We start from the raw sequence: 18,389 nt of genomic DNA on the forward strand, positions 1-18,389 counted from the left end.
TCATTCACACCTTTCGTACATTAAGAAATAAACGTCTGATATTGATGCTGATGGAGACACGCTCTTGCCCGCTTTCTATCTTCCTCTGTTTGAAAGCTCAAACGTAATACTCCGTATATGTCTTCTCGTGTTTCTAAAATTCGAATGTTTGTAATACTAATTTCATCTTCTGCTAAATAACCCGTTACTTCTGAAATAATCCCCGGATAGTCAGGAACATCCACATAGAGATCATAAAAGGATGGAATCGCTCCTTTGGTTCGTACAGGAAGCTGATCTCTAAATTGTTTTGCTTGTGAAAAATATGTATAGATATCGGTCGCGTCTTTTCGTTCGATCATATTTCGCACGTCATTCATTTCTTCAAGCCAGTGGTCAAACATTGAAAGAAGCGCATCCTGGTTATGAAGCAAAATATCTCTCCACATCGCTGGACTGCTTGAAGCAATACGTGTAATATCACGAAACCCTCCAGCTGCAAGCTGCGAAACTAGATGGTTGTCTTGTTGGTAATATTCTGCTTGATGAACAAGGCTTGCAGCAATAATATGAGGAAAATGGCTGATGACACCCGCTAATTTATCATGTTCTTTTGGTGACATCACAATAATTTTAGCTTTTGTACCACTTAGCAATTCCTTTAAACTGTCTAAAGCCTCCGAAGAAGTAGAAGATGAAGGTGTCAATACATACATTGCATTTTCAAATAAATGAGCTTTAGAAGCAGCTACTCCGCTTTTATGAGACCCAGCCATTGGGTGACCGCCGATAAACTCAATGCCTTTAGCAATAAGAGCTTCCGCTGTCTTCACTACCTCTTCTTTTGTACTTCCTACGTCTGTGACGATAACAGACTGTTTGAGCGTAAAATGTTCTAACTGTTTTAGCACTTCAGCTGCTTGAGTGACCGGAATGGCAATAACAATATAATCCGCTTGCTCCGCGCCTTGTTGTAAAGAAGAAGCCGCTTGGTCAATTACACCTAGGGTTTTGGCTAGCTCCAGCTGCTCTTGATTAATGTCAAAACCTATTACATCAAGATGATGGTGCGTCTTTTTTATATTAAGTGCCAGCGATCCTCCAATTAACCCCAGACCTATAACAAAAACATTTTCTTTCACTTTCCTTCACCTCATTGTACATATGAAGATGAGAGTGTGAAATCACACTCTCATCTTTTACTATATTAGGTATTAAGCTTTCGCTGCTGCTTGGTTAACAAACTGCTGAAGCAATTCAATGATTTGTTCATTTTGTTCTTTTGTTCCCACTGTAATACGAACGGAAGTTGGGAAGCCTAATGCGTTCCCTGAACGAACAATAAATCCGCGTTGCAATAAAAATTGAAACACGTCATCGCCTTGACGCCCAAAATCAATTAGAACAAAATTAGTGAAAGACGGATAATAGTTTAAGCCATTCTTATCACAGAAAGCATAGTATTGCTGCAAGCCTTCTTCATTTTTCTTTTTACACTCTTCAATGAACGCTTGGTCTTCAAGAGCAACGATTGCTGCTTTTTGAGCCATGCGGCTTGTATTAAAAGGTTCACGAGCCGGCTCAATTTTTTGTAGCAATGATTCGTTTGCAATACCGTAACCAATGCGCAAAGAAGCTAAGCCGTATGCTTTTGAAAATGTACGAAGTACAATTAAGTTTTCATATTCATTCAAAAACTCTACCGTATTCGGGTAGTCGGCTTGGTCTGCTGCATACTCAAAATAGGCTTCATCCATTACGATTAACGTATGCTTAGGAACTTGTTTCATAAAAGAAATTAACTCATCGCCCTTCACATACGTTCCCGTTGGATTATTAGGACTGCATACCCATACAATTGTCGTATTTTCATCAATTGCACGAAGCATAGCATCTAAATCATGATCTCCGCCGCGCAGCGGTACTTCACGAATTTCTGCACCTTCAATTACGGCATTGTGCTTATATTGAGGAAATGACGGCGTCGGCATGACAGTATTTGTATCAGCCGATAGCAAAGCTCGGCAAATAATTTGAATGACTTCATCAGACCCATTTCCAAAAATCAGCTGATCTTGCTCTACGCCTACGTGCTTTGCTACTGCTGCACGCAGTTCAGCTGCATAGCCGTCTGGATAAAGCGCCATATTTTCGATTTCTGCAGCAATCGCCTCTTTTACTAAAGCAGAACTGCCGTAAGGATTTTCATTAGACGCTAATTTTACAACGCGATCTAAATTAAATTCACGCTTTACTTCTTCAATTGGCTTACCTGGTTTATATGGAGATAAAGTTAGTAATTGTTCTTTTACCTTCAACGTGTTACACCTCGCATTTTTATATAGGCGAAACGATGGATGCAACATACTCCTCAATTTGATTTAATCCGTCTCGGCGTGTATCCTTATTTAAAAGAACTTGTTCAAGCTGGCCAATTTTATTAACAATTGCACTTCCAATTACAATGCCGTCGCTATGTTCTTTTAACACCTCTACTTGTTCACTTGTTGAAATCCCAAAACCGACGGCAACCGGTATAGAAGCTGCTGCTTTCACATCTTCTAAAAAGGTGCCAATATCAGCTGGCAACGTAGAGCGAACCCCAGTAACGCCTAAAGACGACACGCAGTATAGGAAGCCCGTTGCATCTGCAGCGATTTTTTGAATACGCTCTTTAGATGTAGGAGCAACCATTGAAATGTACGCAACTTCATTTTCAGCGGCAAGCTCCCGGATACGGCCACTCTCTTCGTACGGTAAATCCGGAATTAGCACTCCATCTATTTCATTTTCTCGCATTAACGCGAAAAAGGATTCTAAACCTAATTGTAACACAGGATTAAAATAGGTAAAGAGAATTACCGGTATTTTCACACCTTTTTTTCTCATCACCGATACAAGCTTAATGGCTTTTGAAATAGACATGCCGCCAGATAAAGCTCTTTTAGACGCCTCTTGAATAATTGGACCATCTGCTAAAGGGTCGGAATATGGTACGCCCAGCTCTAAAATAGAAGCTCCTTGCTTTTGCAAAGACAAAGCAATATCCACCGTTGCATCTTCATGAGGATCTCCTGCTGTAATAAATGGAATAAACAATGTTTCATGTTTAGGTAGTCTCGCTTCAAACGTATTCATGTTCTTCTTCCTTCCCTTCTAGCAAGTTTACTAATGTATGAACGTCCTTATCTCCTCGACCTGACAAACAAATTAAAATGGTTTCTTCTTTCGTCATGCTTTTAGCCAGTTCAAATGCTTTTGCCAGCGCATGGGCGGACTCAATAGCCGGGATGATTCCCTCTGTTTTCGCCAGCAGCTGAAGAGCTTCGATTGACTCATCATCCGTTACACTTTCATATTCTACTCGTCCAATAGATGAAAGGTGAGAATGCTCTGGACCGATACCTGGATAATCCAAACCTGCTGAAATAGAATAAGGCTCTGTAATCTGACCATTTTCATCTTGAAGTAAATACGTGAGCGTTCCGTGAATAACACCTTTTGTGCCTTTAGCCATTTTAGCAGCATGAAGGGCTGTATTTAGTCCTTTCCCTCCTGCTTCTACGCCGATCAAGCGTACATTTTCTTCTTTAATAAAATCATAAAACATTCCGATTGCATTACTGCCGCCTCCGACGCATGCCACGACAGCATTCGGAAGTTTGCCTTCTACCGCTGTAAACTGTTCTTTTGCTTCTTCTCCAATAATTTTTTGGAAATCTCGAACCATTTTAGGATAAGGGTGCGGTCCAATGGCCGAACCAATTAAGTAAAAATGATCTTCACAATGTTGAACCCAGTAGCGAATTGCTTCATTTGTTGCATCTTTTAGCGTTTTTGTTCCAGAAGTTGCGGGAATGACTTCCGCTCCTAGAAGCTTCATGCGAAAGACGTTCAACGCCTGACGTTCAATATCTTCTTCTCCCATGAATACTTTACATTCCATTCCGAACTTTGCAGCTACTGTAGCTGTGGCTACCCCGTGCTGACCCGCTCCTGTTTCAGCAATAATTTTTGTTTTTCCCATCCGTTTAGCAAGTAAAATCTGTCCAATGGCATTATTGATTTTGTGAGCACCCGTATGATTTAAGTCTTCACGTTTTAAATAAATTTTTGCCCCGCCGAGCGTTTCGGTAATATTATCAGCATATGTTAAAGCTGTTGGTCGCCCTGAGTAGTTGACGAGTAGGGATAGATACTCATCTTTAAATGCCGTATCTTTCATTGCTTGATTCAAAGCTGCTTCTACTTCTTCAAGTGGTTTCATTAATGTTTCAGGTACGTATTTTCCGCCAAATTCACCAAAGCGGCCAAATTCATCAGGATGATTGTATGTCATAGTATGATCTTCCTTTCAATCTCTATAATTTTTGTATAGTCCTTCGCACCATTTGTTTCAATACCGCCAGAAATATCAATCGCCCCAGGCTTGTAGGGTAACAAGTTCTCAATGTTACAAGCATTGATTCCTCCAGCAATAAAGCATTTTTTACCTAACCTTTGGGCAGCTGATTCATACTGAGGAACGAAGCTCCAATCAAAAGCGACGCCCGTTCCTCCAAATTGTTCTTTAACCTTGCTATCAATTACATACCCGTCAGCCTCTTCATATACATGCATTTGCTGCAGCGTTTCTTTATTGTGAGGGAGCGCTTTCCACACTTCATATCCACGCTGCTTTAACTGACGTACGTCCGCAGCTGTTTCTTGCCCGTGGCACTGAATTACATCTAAATTTGTTACGGAGGCAAGTTCAAGTATTTGATCTACTGGTGTATTAACAAATACCCCTACTAGCGAGACTTGTTTTTTTATTTCATTCGTTACAAACTCATTTACTCGTTCAGGCTTTACATATCGTTTACTTCTAGGATAGAAAATAAAGCCAATGTGAGTAGCAACCGACTTTTCTATTAAAGCTATATCTTGTTTTGATCGAATACCACAGTACTTAATGAGCATATTCACTTTCCCCAAACAGCTTTTCAATCGCTTTGGTTTGATTATCCTGCCTCATAAGCGATTCCCCTACTAAAATAGCTTTTGCTCCCGCTTCTTTTACGTAGGAAACATCATCGTATAAGTAAATTCCGCTTTCACTCACTAACAGCTGATCTTTCGGAACATGCTTGGCGATTTCTTTTGTCTGCTGCAAGCTGGTTTCAAACGTGTGAAGATTCCGATTATTAATTCCAATAATCTTCGGGGTAAATACAGCTAGCAGCTTTTCAAGCGTTTCTAGAGAATGCACTTCTACTAAACAATCTAACTCTTTTTCAGTAGCCTGAAGGTAAAGCTCTTGCAATTTTAATGGTTCAAGTGCTTCTCCAATGAGTAAAATAGCATCAGCACCGATTCTTGCACTTTCTTCCACTTGAATGGAATCAATGATGAAATCCTTGCGAAGCACAGGGATAGAGACATGCTGTTTAATGTCACTTAAAAACGTTCGATGTCCTTGAAAATAGTGCTGATCTGTTAACACAGACAAAGCATCTGCTTTCCCTTTCTCGTAGGCTTTAGCAATTTCCACAGGCTGAAAATTCTCTTTTATTAATCCTTTAGAAGGCGAGGCTTTTTTCACTTCTGCAATAAGAGCCAGCTCTCGATTCGGATTTGATAAAGCGCTTAAAAATGATCGTTTTGCAACATTTTGCTGTTCGGGTAACTGTAGGTTTTGAATTTCTTCTTTTTTTGTTTCAATAATTTTATTGAGCATGTTCAACCACCTTTTTCGATTTCAATCGTTGTAATTGCGTGTATGCAGCACCTGATTCAATTGTTTCTAAAGCTACAGCTACTCCTTCTTCAAAAGTAGAAACGTTTCCGCTAACATAAATAGCTGCAGCAGAGTTTAATACGACTGCATTTTTAGCAGTTACATTACTTTTATTTAAAAATAGCGATTCAATAAGCTCGGCACTCGATTTCGCATCTTCTACCACTAAGTCTTCAAGCTTCCCTCTCTGTAAGTGTACATCCTCTGGTGCAAGCGTATATTCTGTAATGACATTGCCCTGTACTTCTACAACATCCGTTACATCCGTGGCACTAATTTCATCTAAACCGTCCCTGCCCGCAACCAGAAGGACGTGGTTAGCTCCCAGTACAACAAGCGCTTCTGCTAATTTTCGTGCAAGCTCAATGGAATAAACGCCAATTACTTGCTTTGTGCAGTTAGTAGGGTTTGCTAATGGACCTAATGCATTAAAAACGGTTCTAAACCCTAATTCCTTTCGAGTAGCAGCAACGTGTTTCATAGCAGGGTGATAAAGCGGCGCAAATAAAAAGGACATGTTAAGGTCAGCCACCGCATTTTTCACTTCTTTTTCATTTCCTTGAATCCATATATCCAGATGTTCTAACACGTCTGCACTTCCGCTTTTAGAAGATACGGCGCGGTTCCCGTGTTTCGCAACCTTTACTCCCGCAGCAGATGCCACAATCGCACTAGCCGTCGAGATATTAAACGTAGAGGCCCCGTCTCCTCCCGTACCGCATGTATCTACTACGTTTAATTCTTCTAGAGAAATAGCATTCATATTATTTTTCATACCTCGGACAAAACCAACAATTTCATCGACGGTTTCTCCTCGGTACGTTAAGATGGTTAGCACGCTAGCAATTTGAGCTGCCGGGACTTTACCGTTCATAATATCATTCATAATTTTTTCTGCTTCTTCCGCCGAAAGTGACTCGCCGCGCAAACACTTTTTTAACAATTCTTTAAACATATACATCCTCCTTTTTATCGTAGATGTCTTGGGCTAATTGAATTGTTTTGATTAAAGCGCTAGCTTTATTGCGGGTTTCTTTCCACTCAAGCTCCGGTTTTGAGTCAGCAACCACTCCTGCTCCGGCCTGGATATAAGCGGTCTGGTCTTTCAAAAGAATGGTCCGAATCGCAATGCACGAATCAATGTTTCCATCAAATCCGAGATATGCTACGGTTCCTGCATATACATTTCGCGCAACTGGTTCAATTTCATTTAAGATTTGCATCGCTCGCACTTTTGGAGCGCCAGATACGGTACCCGCTGGAAATGCAGAAAGCAGCGCATCAATGGGATGTACTTTTTCGTCAAGGCGCCCTGTCACTTTAGAAATCAAGTGCATGACGTGCGAAAAGTTAACCTGCTGCATTAATACTGGTGTTTGGACACTTCCATACTGTGCAACTCGGCCGATGTCATTTCTTGCTAAGTCCACGAGCATATAGTGTTCTGCCCGCTCTTTTTCATCGTTAATTAAGTCTTCGTATAAGCGCGCATCTTCTTCTGCATCCCTGCCACGTCTTCTCGTTCCTGCAATCGGATGAATTTCTAAATGGCCGTTTTCAATTTGAATCAACCGCTCAGGAGAACTTCCAATTAACTCCACGCCTTTTACTTTCACGTAAAATAAATAAGGAGACGGATTAACTAATCGCAATACTCTGTAAATATCAAATCCAGCTACGGTCGTATCAATTTGAAATCTCTGCGACAATACAGCTTGAAAAACATCTCCGCTTTTAATGTATTCCTTAATTTTTTCCACATCTTGCACAAATTTGTCTTTTTGGTATGACGATGTCACGCCTTTAAAGCTAACTTCGCGCTGCTCGCTTTCAAACATCATTGGCTTTTCTTTCACCGTCTGCGCTATTCTTTCAACATATCTATTGATCTCTGCTAAAGCTTCACCGTATTTTTCTTTTTTCTGCTGCTCTTTGTCTTGCTCATTAAGCTGAATGTAGTGAATCACCATAAGCTCTTTTGTTTGATGATTGTAAGCAAGCATCGTTTGACAATAGATAAAGTGAAAAGTAGGCATGTTCAAATCATTTTGGGCATGTACGTTTACTTTTTCAATTTGCGATACTGCGTCGTAGCTGATAAATCCTACTGCTCCTCCTTTAAAAGGAAGTGCAAGGTCTGGTACTTTCACTTTCAGCTCTTGCTGAATTTTACAAAACACCTCTTTAAAGCTGTCTCCTTGCAGCATAGGCTGAAGCTGCTTGTTTTTTGCTAGATAGGTTCCGTTTTCTTCCTCAACATACAAAAATGGATTTAAGCCAATAAAAGAATAATTGGACCATGGTGATGATTCATCATTACTTTCAAGCAAATATACGGCTTCATCTTTTACTTGTTGAAAAAGATCAACAGGTGTCATGCTATCGATAAATATTTTTTTTATAATTGGAATGGTTAAATACTCTGTAGAGTCTTCTAAAAAAGAAGTATACGTGTTCGTCATATCTTTCAATCCTCCATTTCATGGAGAATGAGAATAGATGAGGTTATATAAAAGAGGATATAATAAATAAACCCAAAGACACATCAAAAATGGGTCTTTGGGTATACGAATGGTAAAATTCACTCAACTAAACTCTGCTCAACTGTCTCATTCTCGTCTACCCTAATCTCAACTAAACTGTCTATTGTTTTCTCATAACTAAAATCTCTAAACTAACTTGTTACCAATTGTAGTACGTTTCAAATTCATTTGTCAACTACTATCTACTTGGCTTTAGACGAAACTAAGCTTTAAGCTCTTCATTCAGCAGTTTAAGAATCACTTCATCTTCTACTTGTTGAACAAAAGGTTTGCCTATGCCTTCAAGCAATACCATGTGAATATTGCTTGATTTAGACTTCTTGTCCGCTTTCATTCTTACGAGCAGTTTTTCAGCTGAAAGATGGTTTGGGACAGACGTCTTGTAGCCAAATTTTTCAAACCATTTCGCAATGTCGTCCACAGAGAACTGACTTTTCTCAAGAACATTGCTGACTTTCATAGCAAACAGCATACCAATCGCTACGCCTTCTCCGTGGCTGATTTGTCCATAGCCGCACTCTGCTTCGATCGCATGCCCTAACGTATGTCCAAAGTTCAGATGAGCGCGAACGCCAGCTTCTGTCTCATCTTCTTTTACAACAGATGCTTTGACTAAAATACCGTTTTGAATAGCATAAATTAATTTTTCATCTTGTAAATCAGTCAGCGATTGTATATTTTGCTGAAGCCATTCATAAAATGCTTCATCGTGAATAAAAGCGTGTTTAATCACTTCTGCAAAACCGGAACGCCATTCTCTTTCGGGAAGCGTTTTAAGAAGATTAATATCATAAACAACCGCTTCAGGCTGATAAAAAGCACCAATCATATTTTTTCCAAGCTCATGATTAATGGCTACTTTACCGCCTACAGCACTATCGTGAGCAAGAAGCGTCGTTGGCACTTGAATAAAAGAAATTCCTCTCATATAAGTAGCGGCTACAAATCCAGCTAAATCGCCTACTACCCCTCCGCCAAAAGCAATAACGAGCGCATTGCGGTCAAGCTGCTGTTCGAGCGCAAATGTCTGACAATCGTAGTAATGTTGAAATGACTTTGCATGTTCACCGCTTGGCACTACGTATTTAGCCACTTTAAACTGCGTCTCAATCGCTTTTACAACCGCTTCTCCATAATATGAATCTACAGCTGAATCGGTGATGATTAACACAGACGACAGATTAGGTTTTACACTCTCGATAATAGAAGGCAGCTTTTCAATTAATCCATTGCCTAAATAAAGAGGATATGTTTTGGATAAAGTTTGAATATTAATTTGCAACATTAAAACTCCCTCGCATGTGCACGCATTTTCTCAATATTTTCAGCAATTAAATCAATTCGGTCTTGTCCAAGCTGTTCGATTAGCGCATCAGCCAATTCCCAAGCTACAACGGCTTCTGCTACAACGCTTGCAGCCGGCACAGCGCAGCTGTCTGAACGTTCGATGCTTGCCTCGAAGGCTTCTTTTGTTTCAATATCAACACTTTTTAACGGCTTGTAAAGCGTTGGAATAGGCTTCATTACACCGCGTACTACAATTGGCATACCTGTTGTCATGCCGCCTTCAAAGCCGCCTAAGTTGTTTGTTTTACGGGTATACCCATTCTTTTCATCCCATAGAATTTCGTCATGAACTTCGCTTCCTGGTCTGCGAGCCGCTTCAAATCCAATCCCAAACTCAACGCCTTTAAATGCATTAATGCTCATAACAGCTGCAGCAATCTTCGCATCTAATTTACGATCGTAATGAACATAGCTGCCTACTCCTGCTGGCACGCCTTCAATAATAACTTCTACTACGCCTCCGATAGAATCGCCATTTTTCTTAGCATCATCGATTGCTTGCATCATGTCTTTCTCAACAGCTGAGTCAAAACATCTTACTGGAGAAGCTTCAGTGACTTCTTGAAGTTCCTCTAAGCTTTTGTATTGAGGCGGATTTGCCTGTACGCCGCCAATTTCTAATACATGTCCAGCTACAGAAATCCCGAACTGAGCAAGGATTTGACGAGCGACAGCACCTGCTGCTACCCTTACAGTTGTTTCGCGAGCTGAAGAACGTTCTAATACATTTCTCATATCGCGATGACCATATTTAATAGCGCCGTTTAAATCGGCATGCCCTGGTCTTGGTCTTGAGATTTTACGCTTTACTTCTTCTGATTCTTCTTCAGAAATTGGCTCGATGCCCATAATTTTTGTCCAGTGTTTCCAGTCGTTATTTTCTACCGCTAACGTAATAGGAGATCCTAGCGTATAGCCGTGGCGGACACCGCTTAAAATTTCTGCTTGATCTTTTTCAATTTGCATACGTCTTCCGCGACCATGACCTTTTTGTCTTCGCGCTAAATCTGTATTGATGTCTTCGGCTGTTAAAGGAAGCCCTGCCGGAACACCCTCTAAAATAGTAGTCAACTGTGGACCATGTGATTCTCCTGCTGTTAAATATCGCATAATCGTACCTCCGCTTAATATGTATTATTCGTCAGAATTTTTCCATTTTTAAATATGACTATACCATACTATAACATAAGAATGTACAAAAAGTTTCACCTCAGCTTTTAAGAAACCGCTTCAGGTTGTCTCGATTAAATGGTCTTTGCTTTCCTGTAAAAAAACGTATCAGCCGTTTCAAATCCATACTTTTGCGGAGTAAAAACCTGTTCTGTGCTACCTACAAATAAGATGCCGCCGGGTGCTAAAGCTCTGCTGAATTTTTCATATAAAGCATGCTTTGCTTCATCTGTAAAATAAATAAGCACATTTCGACAAACAATCAAGTCAACGTTTTTTGGAAAAGAGTCTGACAGTAAGTTATGTTTCTGAAAAACAACTGTTTTTTTGATTTTTTCATCTAATAAGTACCCGGTTCCTCTTTGTTGAAAGTACTTATTTTTCATCGAAACAGGCATTTCCTGAAGTGAACGTTCATCATAAAAGCCTATTTTTGCTTTTTCTATCACTTTTTCATCCAAATCGGTCGCCAATATAGAAATACGCGAAAGCGGAAAAAATGTTGATAAAACCATCGCTAGTGTATATGGCTCTTCCCCTGTTGAACAGGCAGCGCTCCACACTTTCAGGTCTGTTTTTCCTTTTACAAGAGTCGGTAAAATTTTTTGCTCCAATATATCCCACCGCTGATAGTTACGATAAAACTCTGACACGTTAATCGTCATCCGATCTAAAAACTCCTCAAGCAGTTCGTTGTTACTGCTCATTGCTCGATAATATTCAAAAAAACTAGAAAAACCTTTTTTTCATACAGGGAGGTGAGGCGGCGTTTCATTTGAGACTGCTTATATAGTGATAAATCAATGCTTGTTTTTATTTTTATTTTCTCCACAAACGCGTCGTATTCATCTATCATTTTTGACTCTCCTTTCTCATTTCTATACGTTTATGTTAGACGTATAAGGAAATAAAACCTTTATATACGCTTATCTTCTTATTAATATATCGGAATACATTGTGAAAATGTTTATGTAGAGAGATATTCGCAATCAATAGCCTAGGACCTATGTATAAACACAATAAAAAAGACGAATGAAAATTCATTCGTCTCCTTGCGCTATCTAAATTAGTAAATCCAAGCGTCTGCGTCTTTTTTATAGAAAGTCAGCTCTTCACTTTCAAAGAATAAGCTGATTTCACGCTCCGCACTTTCTGGTGAATCTGAGCCGTGAATAATATTCTTATCGACAATCAGTCCATAATCACCTCGAATAGTTCCAGGAAGCGCTTCTTGAGGGTTAGTTTTCCCCACCATTTGACGTGATACTGAAATCACGTTTTCACCTTCCCATACCATAGCAAAAACTGGACCTGATGTGATAAATTTCACTAACTCACCGAAGAAAGGTTTCTCTTTATGTTCACCGTAGTGTGTTTCAGCTAATTCCTGCGAAATATGCATAAGCTTAGCTCCGACTAATTGAAAACCTTTTTTCTCAAAGCGAGAAATAACCTCACCAATAATGCTTCTTTGTACCCCGTCTGGTTTGACCATTAAAAACGTTTTTTGTATCATTTTACTCTCCACCCCTGAAGTTCATGATATGTAAACAAGTTTTGAAAGCGCAATCACACCTCATGAAGATATTAACATTGTTTCGAGCAGTTTACAACTTATGAAAGTAAATAAATCAAAATTTCCGTTTTCCAATGTACTTCGCAATTTGATGCAGCGTTTTTTTCGCCTTGTTTGGCGGCAGTTCTTCTAAAATGCTCATCGCTTTTTGCAGATAACGATCGCTCATCTCAAATGAACGTTCAATGGCGTTAGAAGATTTAATATCAGAAATAATTTCATTGATCAGCTCTTGCTCATATTCCCTCTCGAAAAGCTGTTCTACTTTATCTCGAAACTCAGCATTTTCAATGGCATACAAAACTGGCAGCGTAATATTTCCTTGCAGTAAGTCGCTGCCAACTGGTTTCCCAAGCTGTTCTTCTGATGAGATAAAATCTAAAATGTCATCGGTAATTTGAAATGACATTCCCACGTAATATCCAAACCAAAATAAACGTTTATGTATATCTTCAGGAGCTCCCGCTGCAATTGCGCCTAACTGACAGCTTGCAGCAATTAGCAGTGCCGTTTTACGTTTAATTCTACGCAGATACACCCGTAAGTTTTGGTTTAGGTTGTATTTGTCCTTAATCTGTTCAATTTCACCGAGCGTTAATTCCACCATCGTATTAGATAAAATTTTATGTGCTTCCACATCTTTAACCTCACTCATAACTTCAAGCGCGCGAGCAAAGATGTAATCCCCTGTATACATAGCAATACGATTGTCCCATTTTGCCTTAATTGTTGGTTTTCCGCGTCGCTTATCAGCGTCATCAATAACATCATCATGAACAAGAGAAGCCATATGAATCAGCTCAAGCGCTACTGCCACGTGTTTGATTTGGTCGATGTTGTAATGCCCAAATTTAGCTGCCAACAAAACAAATACAGGGCGAATTCGTTTCCCCCTGCTTGTAAAAGGTGAAGAGAAGCATCTGTGATAAGTGTTTCATCGGTATGAACAGTTTGTTCAAGTTCTTTCTCAATAAGGGTAATATCCGTATTCAAAAAAGCGTACATCATTTTTAGTTTCATTGGACTCACCTTGCATTATATATTCATTCTTTACTCCTTATCCTACAGGCTGTTGCACCTGTAGGACAAGCTTTTTCTCTTTTATCGTTTGTACCCTAGATGCATCGCTGCTACTCCACCTGTGTAAGATTTCACTTCAACATCTGTCAAACCTGCTTCACGGAACATATCAGCCAATTGCTTTTGACCTGGAAAGTCCCTTGCTGACTCTTGAAGCCATGAATATTCATCATAGCTTTTAGCGACCATCTTTCCAAGCGCAGGCATAATATACTTAAAGTAAAGCAAGTACATTTGTCGGTAGCCGATCATCGTGGGCTGAGAAGTTTCAAGGCAAACCACTTTTCCGCCAGGTTTTACGACGCGCTGCATTTCCTTTAAAACTTGAAGGTAATCGGGCACATTGCGCAGTCCGAATCCAATCGTTACATAGTCAAATGAATTATCTTCAAAAGGAAGTTCCATTGCATTGCCATGTAGTAAGGTAATATTTGAAAAAGATGAATTTTTTACTTTCTCTTCACCAATCTTTAGCATATTTTGACTAAAATCCAGGCCAACTGCTTCTCCTGTTTCTCCAACTGCCTCAGCCATAGCTAGCGTCCAATCCGCAGTTCCGCAACAAACATCTAAAGCTTTTGTTCCTTTTTGAACATTCATTCGCTTCATCGTATCTTTGCGCCATGCCTTATGACGCTGAAAACTAATAACAGAATTCATTTGATCATAATTTTTGTATATTTTTTCAAATACGCCATGGACACGCTGTTCTTTTGATTGCTGCATATCTCTATCCTTCTCCTACGACATTTTTCAGCACTTCTAAGCTAGATGTAAGTTCACCTAAGTGCTCTCTTAAAAACTCATTCATCACAAATTCACTTCGTAAGTATCCTCTAACAATGTTTACAGACTGTTGAGTATACGAATAAAGGTATTCTTTTATTTGTTCTTGATTCATGCCAATTTGTTTGCAATAGTTTAGCAAGAGAGTAGGCTCTTTATGCTGTAATGACTTTAATTGCTTTAATATCCCGTTCAAATACGCTGCATGTTTTAAAAGTTCTTTCCACTCTTCACGTTCAAAATAGTCACATAAGCATCTTACAAACGATGATTCTGCTGCTAAAAAACTATTCATAACGTCGTGTGGATTAGTAGAGCGATTGTTATAAATGTGTATCTTAGCGATATTAATTTCTTTAATAGCAGATGCTATAACTTTCATTAAATTCAGCTGGTTGCTTTGAGCTAAATAGTAATAGTACAGGCCGCTGTAATAATCTCCGGCCAAAACTACCAGCTGCCGCTCATGCAGCTTTCCTTCATTTCCGCTAACATTTTGAGTGGAGACTAGATCGTGGGTATCAAGTGCGGTTTGAACGAGCATCACAGATAGCACAGAGCTGTTCTTTTTTTCTTCTTCCATTGAAAGAGTATCTAAGAACGAACACATGTACAGTAATCTATTTTCATCAATACGCGGATGATGAATATATTTTTTTACATATGGATGACTTAATTCAACATGAAGCTGTTCTTTCATGTTGGCCACAATATCATAGATGGTTTTTACGCTCATCATCCTTGTCTCCCTTTCCATCACTATTTGTTTAAAGTTCTTTTAACTCCAAATCGATAGTGTCAATTATAACATAATTACATTATAAAATATCCTTTAAATTCTTTTGAAGCTTTTTCACGGTTTAAATCATTTAGCTGCTCATCCGCTTGAACACCGTTCATCTACATACCATCTGGATTCCTTAGACAGTAATTTAAGATATTGCTTTTAGTTTCACCATGTTTTTCCTGTTCTTATTCATTTATTTTAAATATAAATAAAAGCAGGAAAATCCCTGCTTATTTTTTCGTATCGGATTCAATTTCTCCGTGAACAGTCTGAATGACGGCTTTGCCACGAATTTTAATTGCGGATGTATGCTCAGTAAACTGCGCAATCATTACTTCGCCTTTATCTAGTTTTTCTGAATGATGAAATCGCGTATCTGCTCCTCGCGTTAAGCCAATTACGTTAACTCCATCTTCGACCGCTTTAATGACAATATACTCCGGCGTTCCTTTTTGTGTCATATTCTCTTCTCCTTCATCATCCACATTATGATTTAATCAGTGATAAAACTTCAGCTCTAGAACTTGCATCGTGTTCTAACACTCCACGTACAGCAGAAGTGATTGTCATAGCTCCCGGCTTTTTGATGCCTCGCATGGTCATACACATGTGCTCTGCTTCCACTACTACCATTACCCCGTGCGGCTCTAATGTTTCTACAATAGAATCCGCCACCGTAGATGTAATTCTCTCCTGAAGCTGAGGACGTTTCGCAACAGCTTCTACTGCTCTTGCCAGCTTACTTAAACCGGTCACTCGTCCGCCTTTTGGAATATACGCAACATGAGCTTTTCCATAAAAAGGCACTAAGTGATGTTCACACATAGAGTAAAAAGGAATATCTTTTACAAGCACTAGCTCTTCATGGTCTTCTCCAAAAACTGTTTTAAAATGCTCTTTTGGATCTTCATTCAACCCTGAAAAGACTTCCTCATACATTTTAGCTACTCGCTTTGGTGTATCTAATAATCCTTCACGGTTTGGATCTTCGCCAATTGCTTCTAAAATTAGTCTCACGGCTTGTTCGATCTGTGGTTTATTTACAGATGACATGTTGTTGCCCTCCAATTCGTTGCATTACGACTTTATGAAAAAATTCTAGCATATGTATATACCAAAGGCAAAAAAGAAAGGTCGCAAATGTGCGACCTTTCAAAGCTCTTCATCAACGGCTATGAATAAAGCCATTTTATGTAGATATTATTTTACAGCATCTTTAAGAGCTTTACCTGGTTTGAATGCAGGAACTTTGCTAGCAGGAATTTCGATTTCTTCGCCAGTTTGTGGATTGCGTCCTTTACGAGCAGCACGTTCACGTACTTCGAAGTTACCAAAACCGATAAGTTGAACTTTGTCCTCAGCTTTTAAAGCTTCTAAAATTGTATCGAAAACAGCATCAACTGCTTTTGTAGCATCCTTTTTTGAAAGCTCACTTGCTTCTGCAACAGCATTAATTAATTCTGTCTTGTTCATGCCATTCACCTCCTCCCAAAATCGGATCATATAATAACTAAAAACCTTGTTAGAAAAGGAATCTAGTAATTCGTTATATCTCATTCTTTAACAAAACAAATGGATATTATACATAACCTATGTATCGACAAGCCTAATCATAAACGATTGAACTAAATAATTCAATGTTTTTCATTCATCTGCCGTATGTATGTAGTGAAAACAGTATGATCGATCGATTTCTGTTAAAAGATTAACATATTGAACAAGGCATAGCAAGCAGAAAATAACGCAGGAATAGGATAACCACGCGATCTATCACAATATATGTAAAGTTTTGTATGATCTATCCAAAAAAGAAGAGGCTCCTTTATGAGGAGCCTAACGTTACATTCTTATAAAATAATCGCGATTAAACCTCCAGATCCTTCGTTAATAATCCGTTCTAGCGTTTCTTTTAACTTATATCGCGCATTTTCAGGCATCAGCGACAGCTTTCCTTGAATCCCTTCTCTTACAATTGAACTTAGAGAGCGGCCAAATATATCTGAATTCCAAATTGAAAGCGGATCATCTTCAAAGTCTTGCATCAAATAACGAACTAATTCTTCGCTTTGCTTCTCCGTTCCGATAATCGGCGCAAATTCTGATTCTACATCCACTTTAATCATGTGTATAGAAGGTGCCACTGCTTTTAAACGAACTCCAAAACGCGATCCTTGGCGAATAATTTCAGGTTCATCAAGGCTCATATCCGAAAGCGAAGGTGCAGCTACACCATAACCCGTTTGTTTAACCATACGAAGGGCATCAGAGACTTGATCATACTCGGTTTTTGCATGCACAAAATCTTGCATTAACTGCAGCAAATGATCTCTTCCGCGAATTTCTACTCCCACGATTTCTTTCAAAATCTGATCATATAAGTCATCTGGAGCGTATAAGTCAATTTCGGCAATCCCCTGCCCCATCTCAATTCCAGCTAACCGAGCCTGATCGATAAACTCAAACTGGCTAAATTGCTCTACTACCCGTTCAACATCTCTCAGCCTCTTAATATCTTTTACCGTTTCTTTAACGGCTTCTTGATAGCTTTCACGCAGCCAATGTTTATCTTTTAAAACCATTACCCAGCTTGGTAGATTAACGTTGACTTCTAATACAGGGAACTCGTAGAGTGCTTCTCTTAAGACGTTCATCACATCAGTATCGCGCATGCTTTCCACACTCATCGCTAATACTGGAATATCATATTTTTCATTAAGCTTTGCACGAAGCTTTTCTGTATCAGGATGATATGGCTGTACGGTATTAATAACCATGATAAATGGTTTGCCTACTTCTTTTAGCTCATTAATGACGCGCTCTTCTGCTTCCACATAATCTTGACGAGGTATATCTCCAATTGAGCCATCTGTTGTAATGACGACACCAATCGTTGAGTGTTCTTGAATTACCTTTCTCGTTCCAATTTCAGCCGCTTCATGAAATGGAATTGGTTCTTCATACCAAGGTGTATTGATCATTCGAGGTCCGTTTTCATCTTCGTACCCTTTAGCGCCAGGCACCGTATATCCTACACAATCTACTAACCGTATGTTAACTTCTAGCCCGTCATCTACCAAAACATTAACTGCTTGATTCGGTACGAATTTCGGCTCAGTTGTCATAATCGTTTTTCCAGCTGCACTTTGTGGTAGTTCATCTTGTGTGCGAGCTCTTTCTGCCTCGTTCTCGATGTGAGGCAGGACCACCAGCTCCATAAATTTTTTAATAAATGTAGATTTTCCTGTTCGAACTGCTCCCACCACACCTAAATATATATCGCCTCCTGTACGTTCAGCGATATCTTTAAATACATCCACCTTTTCCAAAAGATCCCCTCCGATC

General features: G+C 39.4%; 17 protein-coding genes and 2 pseudogenes. All 19 read right to left on the reverse strand.

Annotated features, from left to right (window positions below):
• Positions 1–20: 20 nt before the first annotated feature.
• The 19 genes and pseudogenes from Q5794_RS22060 to spoIVA all read right to left on the reverse strand — a co-directional run bounded on the left by Q5794_RS22060 (position 21) and on the right by spoIVA (position 18,373).
• Positions 21–1,121 carry a prephenate dehydrogenase gene (locus Q5794_RS22060; protein WP_214984376.1) on the reverse strand — a complete coding sequence of 367 codons (1,101 nt, stop codon included), beginning with the start codon at positions 1,119–1,121 and terminating at the stop codon, positions 21–23.
• A 72-nt stretch (positions 1,122–1,193) separates the two neighbouring features.
• Positions 1,194–2,297, reverse strand: coding sequence for a histidinol-phosphate transaminase (gene hisC, locus Q5794_RS22065; RefSeq protein WP_214984375.1), 1,104 nt, complete (start codon positions 2,295–2,297; stop codon positions 1,194–1,196).
• Between the two features lie 19 nt (positions 2,298–2,316).
• On the reverse strand, positions 2,317–3,117 hold the full coding sequence (gene trpA / locus Q5794_RS22070) for a tryptophan synthase subunit alpha (protein ID WP_374988431.1): 801 nt from the start codon (positions 3,115–3,117) through the stop codon (positions 2,317–2,319).
• A complete protein-coding gene (trpB, locus tag Q5794_RS22075) occupies positions 3,104–4,318 on the reverse strand; it encodes a tryptophan synthase subunit beta (RefSeq protein ID WP_214984374.1) in 1,215 nt (404 codons plus the stop codon). Before trpB ends, trpA begins: the two co-directional genes overlap by 14 nt.
• On the reverse strand, positions 4,315–4,941 hold the full coding sequence (locus Q5794_RS22080) for a phosphoribosylanthranilate isomerase (protein ID WP_214984373.1): 627 nt from the start codon (positions 4,939–4,941) through the stop codon (positions 4,315–4,317). Before Q5794_RS22080 ends, trpB begins: the two co-directional genes overlap by 4 nt.
• The gene (trpC, locus tag Q5794_RS22085) at positions 4,931–5,698 is read right to left on the reverse strand and encodes an indole-3-glycerol phosphate synthase TrpC (protein ID WP_374988432.1); all 768 of its coding nucleotides are present in this window, start codon (positions 5,696–5,698) and stop codon (positions 4,931–4,933) included. The genes Q5794_RS22080 and trpC overlap by 11 nt, the downstream gene beginning before the upstream one ends.
• Complete coding sequence (trpD, locus tag Q5794_RS22090) at positions 5,688–6,713, reverse strand: anthranilate phosphoribosyltransferase (RefSeq protein ID WP_013059005.1); 1,026 nt, start codon at positions 6,711–6,713, stop codon at positions 5,688–5,690. Before trpD ends, trpC begins: the two co-directional genes overlap by 11 nt.
• On the reverse strand, positions 6,706–8,220 hold the full coding sequence (gene trpE / locus Q5794_RS22095; protein WP_374988433.1) for an anthranilate synthase component I: 1,515 nt from the start codon (positions 8,218–8,220) through the stop codon (positions 6,706–6,708). Before trpE ends, trpD begins: the two co-directional genes overlap by 8 nt.
• 283 nt (positions 8,221–8,503) lie before the next feature.
• Positions 8,504–9,586: a 3-dehydroquinate synthase gene (gene aroB, locus Q5794_RS22100; RefSeq protein ID WP_192996152.1), complete on the reverse strand. Its 1,083-nt coding sequence runs from the start codon at positions 9,584–9,586 to the stop codon at positions 8,504–8,506.
• Positions 9,586–10,758 (reverse strand): chorismate synthase, encoded by a 1,173-nt coding sequence (aroC, locus tag Q5794_RS22105; protein ID WP_374988434.1) that lies wholly within the window; start codon positions 10,756–10,758, stop codon positions 9,586–9,588. The genes aroB and aroC overlap by 1 nt, the downstream gene beginning before the upstream one ends.
• Before the next feature lie 134 nt (positions 10,759–10,892).
• A pseudogene (locus Q5794_RS22110) lies at positions 10,893–11,674 on the reverse strand (CheR family methyltransferase).
• A 210-nt stretch (positions 11,675–11,884) separates the two neighbouring features.
• Positions 11,885–12,334, reverse strand: coding sequence for a nucleoside-diphosphate kinase (gene ndk / locus Q5794_RS22115; protein ID WP_013059010.1), 450 nt, complete (start codon positions 12,332–12,334; stop codon positions 11,885–11,887).
• A 115-nt stretch (positions 12,335–12,449) separates the two neighbouring features.
• A pseudogene (gene hepT / locus Q5794_RS22120) lies at positions 12,450–13,414 on the reverse strand (heptaprenyl diphosphate synthase component II).
• A gap of 81 nt (positions 13,415–13,495) precedes the next feature.
• Positions 13,496–14,200 (reverse strand): demethylmenaquinone methyltransferase, encoded by a 705-nt coding sequence (locus tag Q5794_RS22125; RefSeq protein WP_214984369.1) that lies wholly within the window; start codon positions 14,198–14,200, stop codon positions 13,496–13,498.
• Positions 14,201–14,204: 4 nt separating this feature from the next.
• A complete protein-coding gene (locus Q5794_RS22130) occupies positions 14,205–14,999 on the reverse strand; it encodes a heptaprenyl diphosphate synthase component 1 (RefSeq protein WP_192996144.1) in 795 nt (264 codons plus the stop codon).
• A 278-nt stretch (positions 15,000–15,277) separates the two neighbouring features.
• Positions 15,278–15,508 (reverse strand): trp RNA-binding attenuation protein MtrB, encoded by a 231-nt coding sequence (gene mtrB, locus Q5794_RS22135; protein WP_013059014.1) that lies wholly within the window; start codon positions 15,506–15,508, stop codon positions 15,278–15,280.
• A 25-nt stretch (positions 15,509–15,533) separates the two neighbouring features.
• Positions 15,534–16,100, reverse strand: coding sequence for a GTP cyclohydrolase I FolE (gene folE / locus Q5794_RS22140; RefSeq protein ID WP_013059015.1), 567 nt, complete (start codon positions 16,098–16,100; stop codon positions 15,534–15,536).
• Between the two features lie 147 nt (positions 16,101–16,247).
• Positions 16,248–16,520, reverse strand: a complete 273-nt coding sequence (locus tag Q5794_RS22145; protein ID WP_013059016.1) for an HU family DNA-binding protein — start codon at positions 16,518–16,520, stop codon at positions 16,248–16,250.
• 374 nt (positions 16,521–16,894) lie between these two features.
• Positions 16,895–18,373 (reverse strand): stage IV sporulation protein A, encoded by a 1,479-nt coding sequence (spoIVA, locus tag Q5794_RS22150; protein ID WP_013059017.1) that lies wholly within the window; start codon positions 18,371–18,373, stop codon positions 16,895–16,897.
• Positions 18,374–18,389: the final 16 nt, after the last annotated feature.

The sequence above is a fragment of the Priestia megaterium genome, assembly GCF_041941685.1.
Taxonomy (GTDB): Bacteria; Bacillota; Bacilli; order Bacillales; family Bacillaceae_H; genus Priestia; species Priestia megaterium_C.

Excerpts from the sequence above, each read along its gene's own strand:
- trpA (WP_374988431.1), bottom strand. The coding sequence starts at position 3,117 with ATGAATACGTTTGAAGCGAGACTACCTAAACATGAAACATTGTTTATT.
- trpB (WP_214984374.1), bottom strand. The coding sequence starts at position 4,318 with ATGACATACAATCATCCTGATGAATTTGGCCGCTTTGGTGAATTTGGC.
- Q5794_RS22080 (WP_214984373.1), bottom strand. The coding sequence starts at position 4,941 with ATGCTCATTAAGTACTGTGGTATTCGATCAAAACAAGATATAGCTTTA.
- trpC (WP_374988432.1), bottom strand. The coding sequence starts at position 5,698 with ATGCTCAATAAAATTATTGAAACAAAAAAAGAAGAAATTCAAAACCTA.
- trpD (WP_013059005.1), bottom strand. The coding sequence starts at position 6,713 with ATGTTTAAAGAATTGTTAAAAAAGTGTTTGCGCGGCGAGTCACTTTCG.
- trpE (WP_374988433.1), bottom strand. The coding sequence starts at position 8,220 with ATGACGAACACGTATACTTCTTTTTTAGAAGACTCTACAGAGTATTTA.
- aroB (WP_192996152.1), bottom strand. The coding sequence starts at position 9,586 with ATGTTGCAAATTAATATTCAAACTTTATCCAAAACATATCCTCTTTAT.
- aroC (WP_374988434.1), bottom strand. The coding sequence starts at position 10,758 with ATGCGATATTTAACAGCAGGAGAATCACATGGTCCACAGTTGACTACT.
- ndk (WP_013059010.1), bottom strand. The coding sequence starts at position 12,334 with ATGATACAAAAAACGTTTTTAATGGTCAAACCAGACGGGGTACAAAGA.
- Q5794_RS22125 (WP_214984369.1), bottom strand. The coding sequence starts at position 14,200 with ATGCAGCAATCAAAAGAACAGCGTGTCCATGGCGTATTTGAAAAAATA.
- Q5794_RS22130 (WP_192996144.1), bottom strand. The coding sequence starts at position 14,999 with ATGATGAGCGTAAAAACCATCTATGATATTGTGGCCAACATGAAAGAA.
- mtrB (WP_013059014.1), bottom strand. The coding sequence starts at position 15,508 with ATGACACAAAAAGGAACGCCGGAGTATATTGTCATTAAAGCGGTCGAA.
- folE (WP_013059015.1), bottom strand. The coding sequence starts at position 16,100 with ATGTCATCTGTAAATAAACCACAGATCGAACAAGCCGTGAGACTAATT.
- Q5794_RS22145 (WP_013059016.1), bottom strand. The coding sequence starts at position 16,520 with ATGAACAAGACAGAATTAATTAATGCTGTTGCAGAAGCAAGTGAGCTT.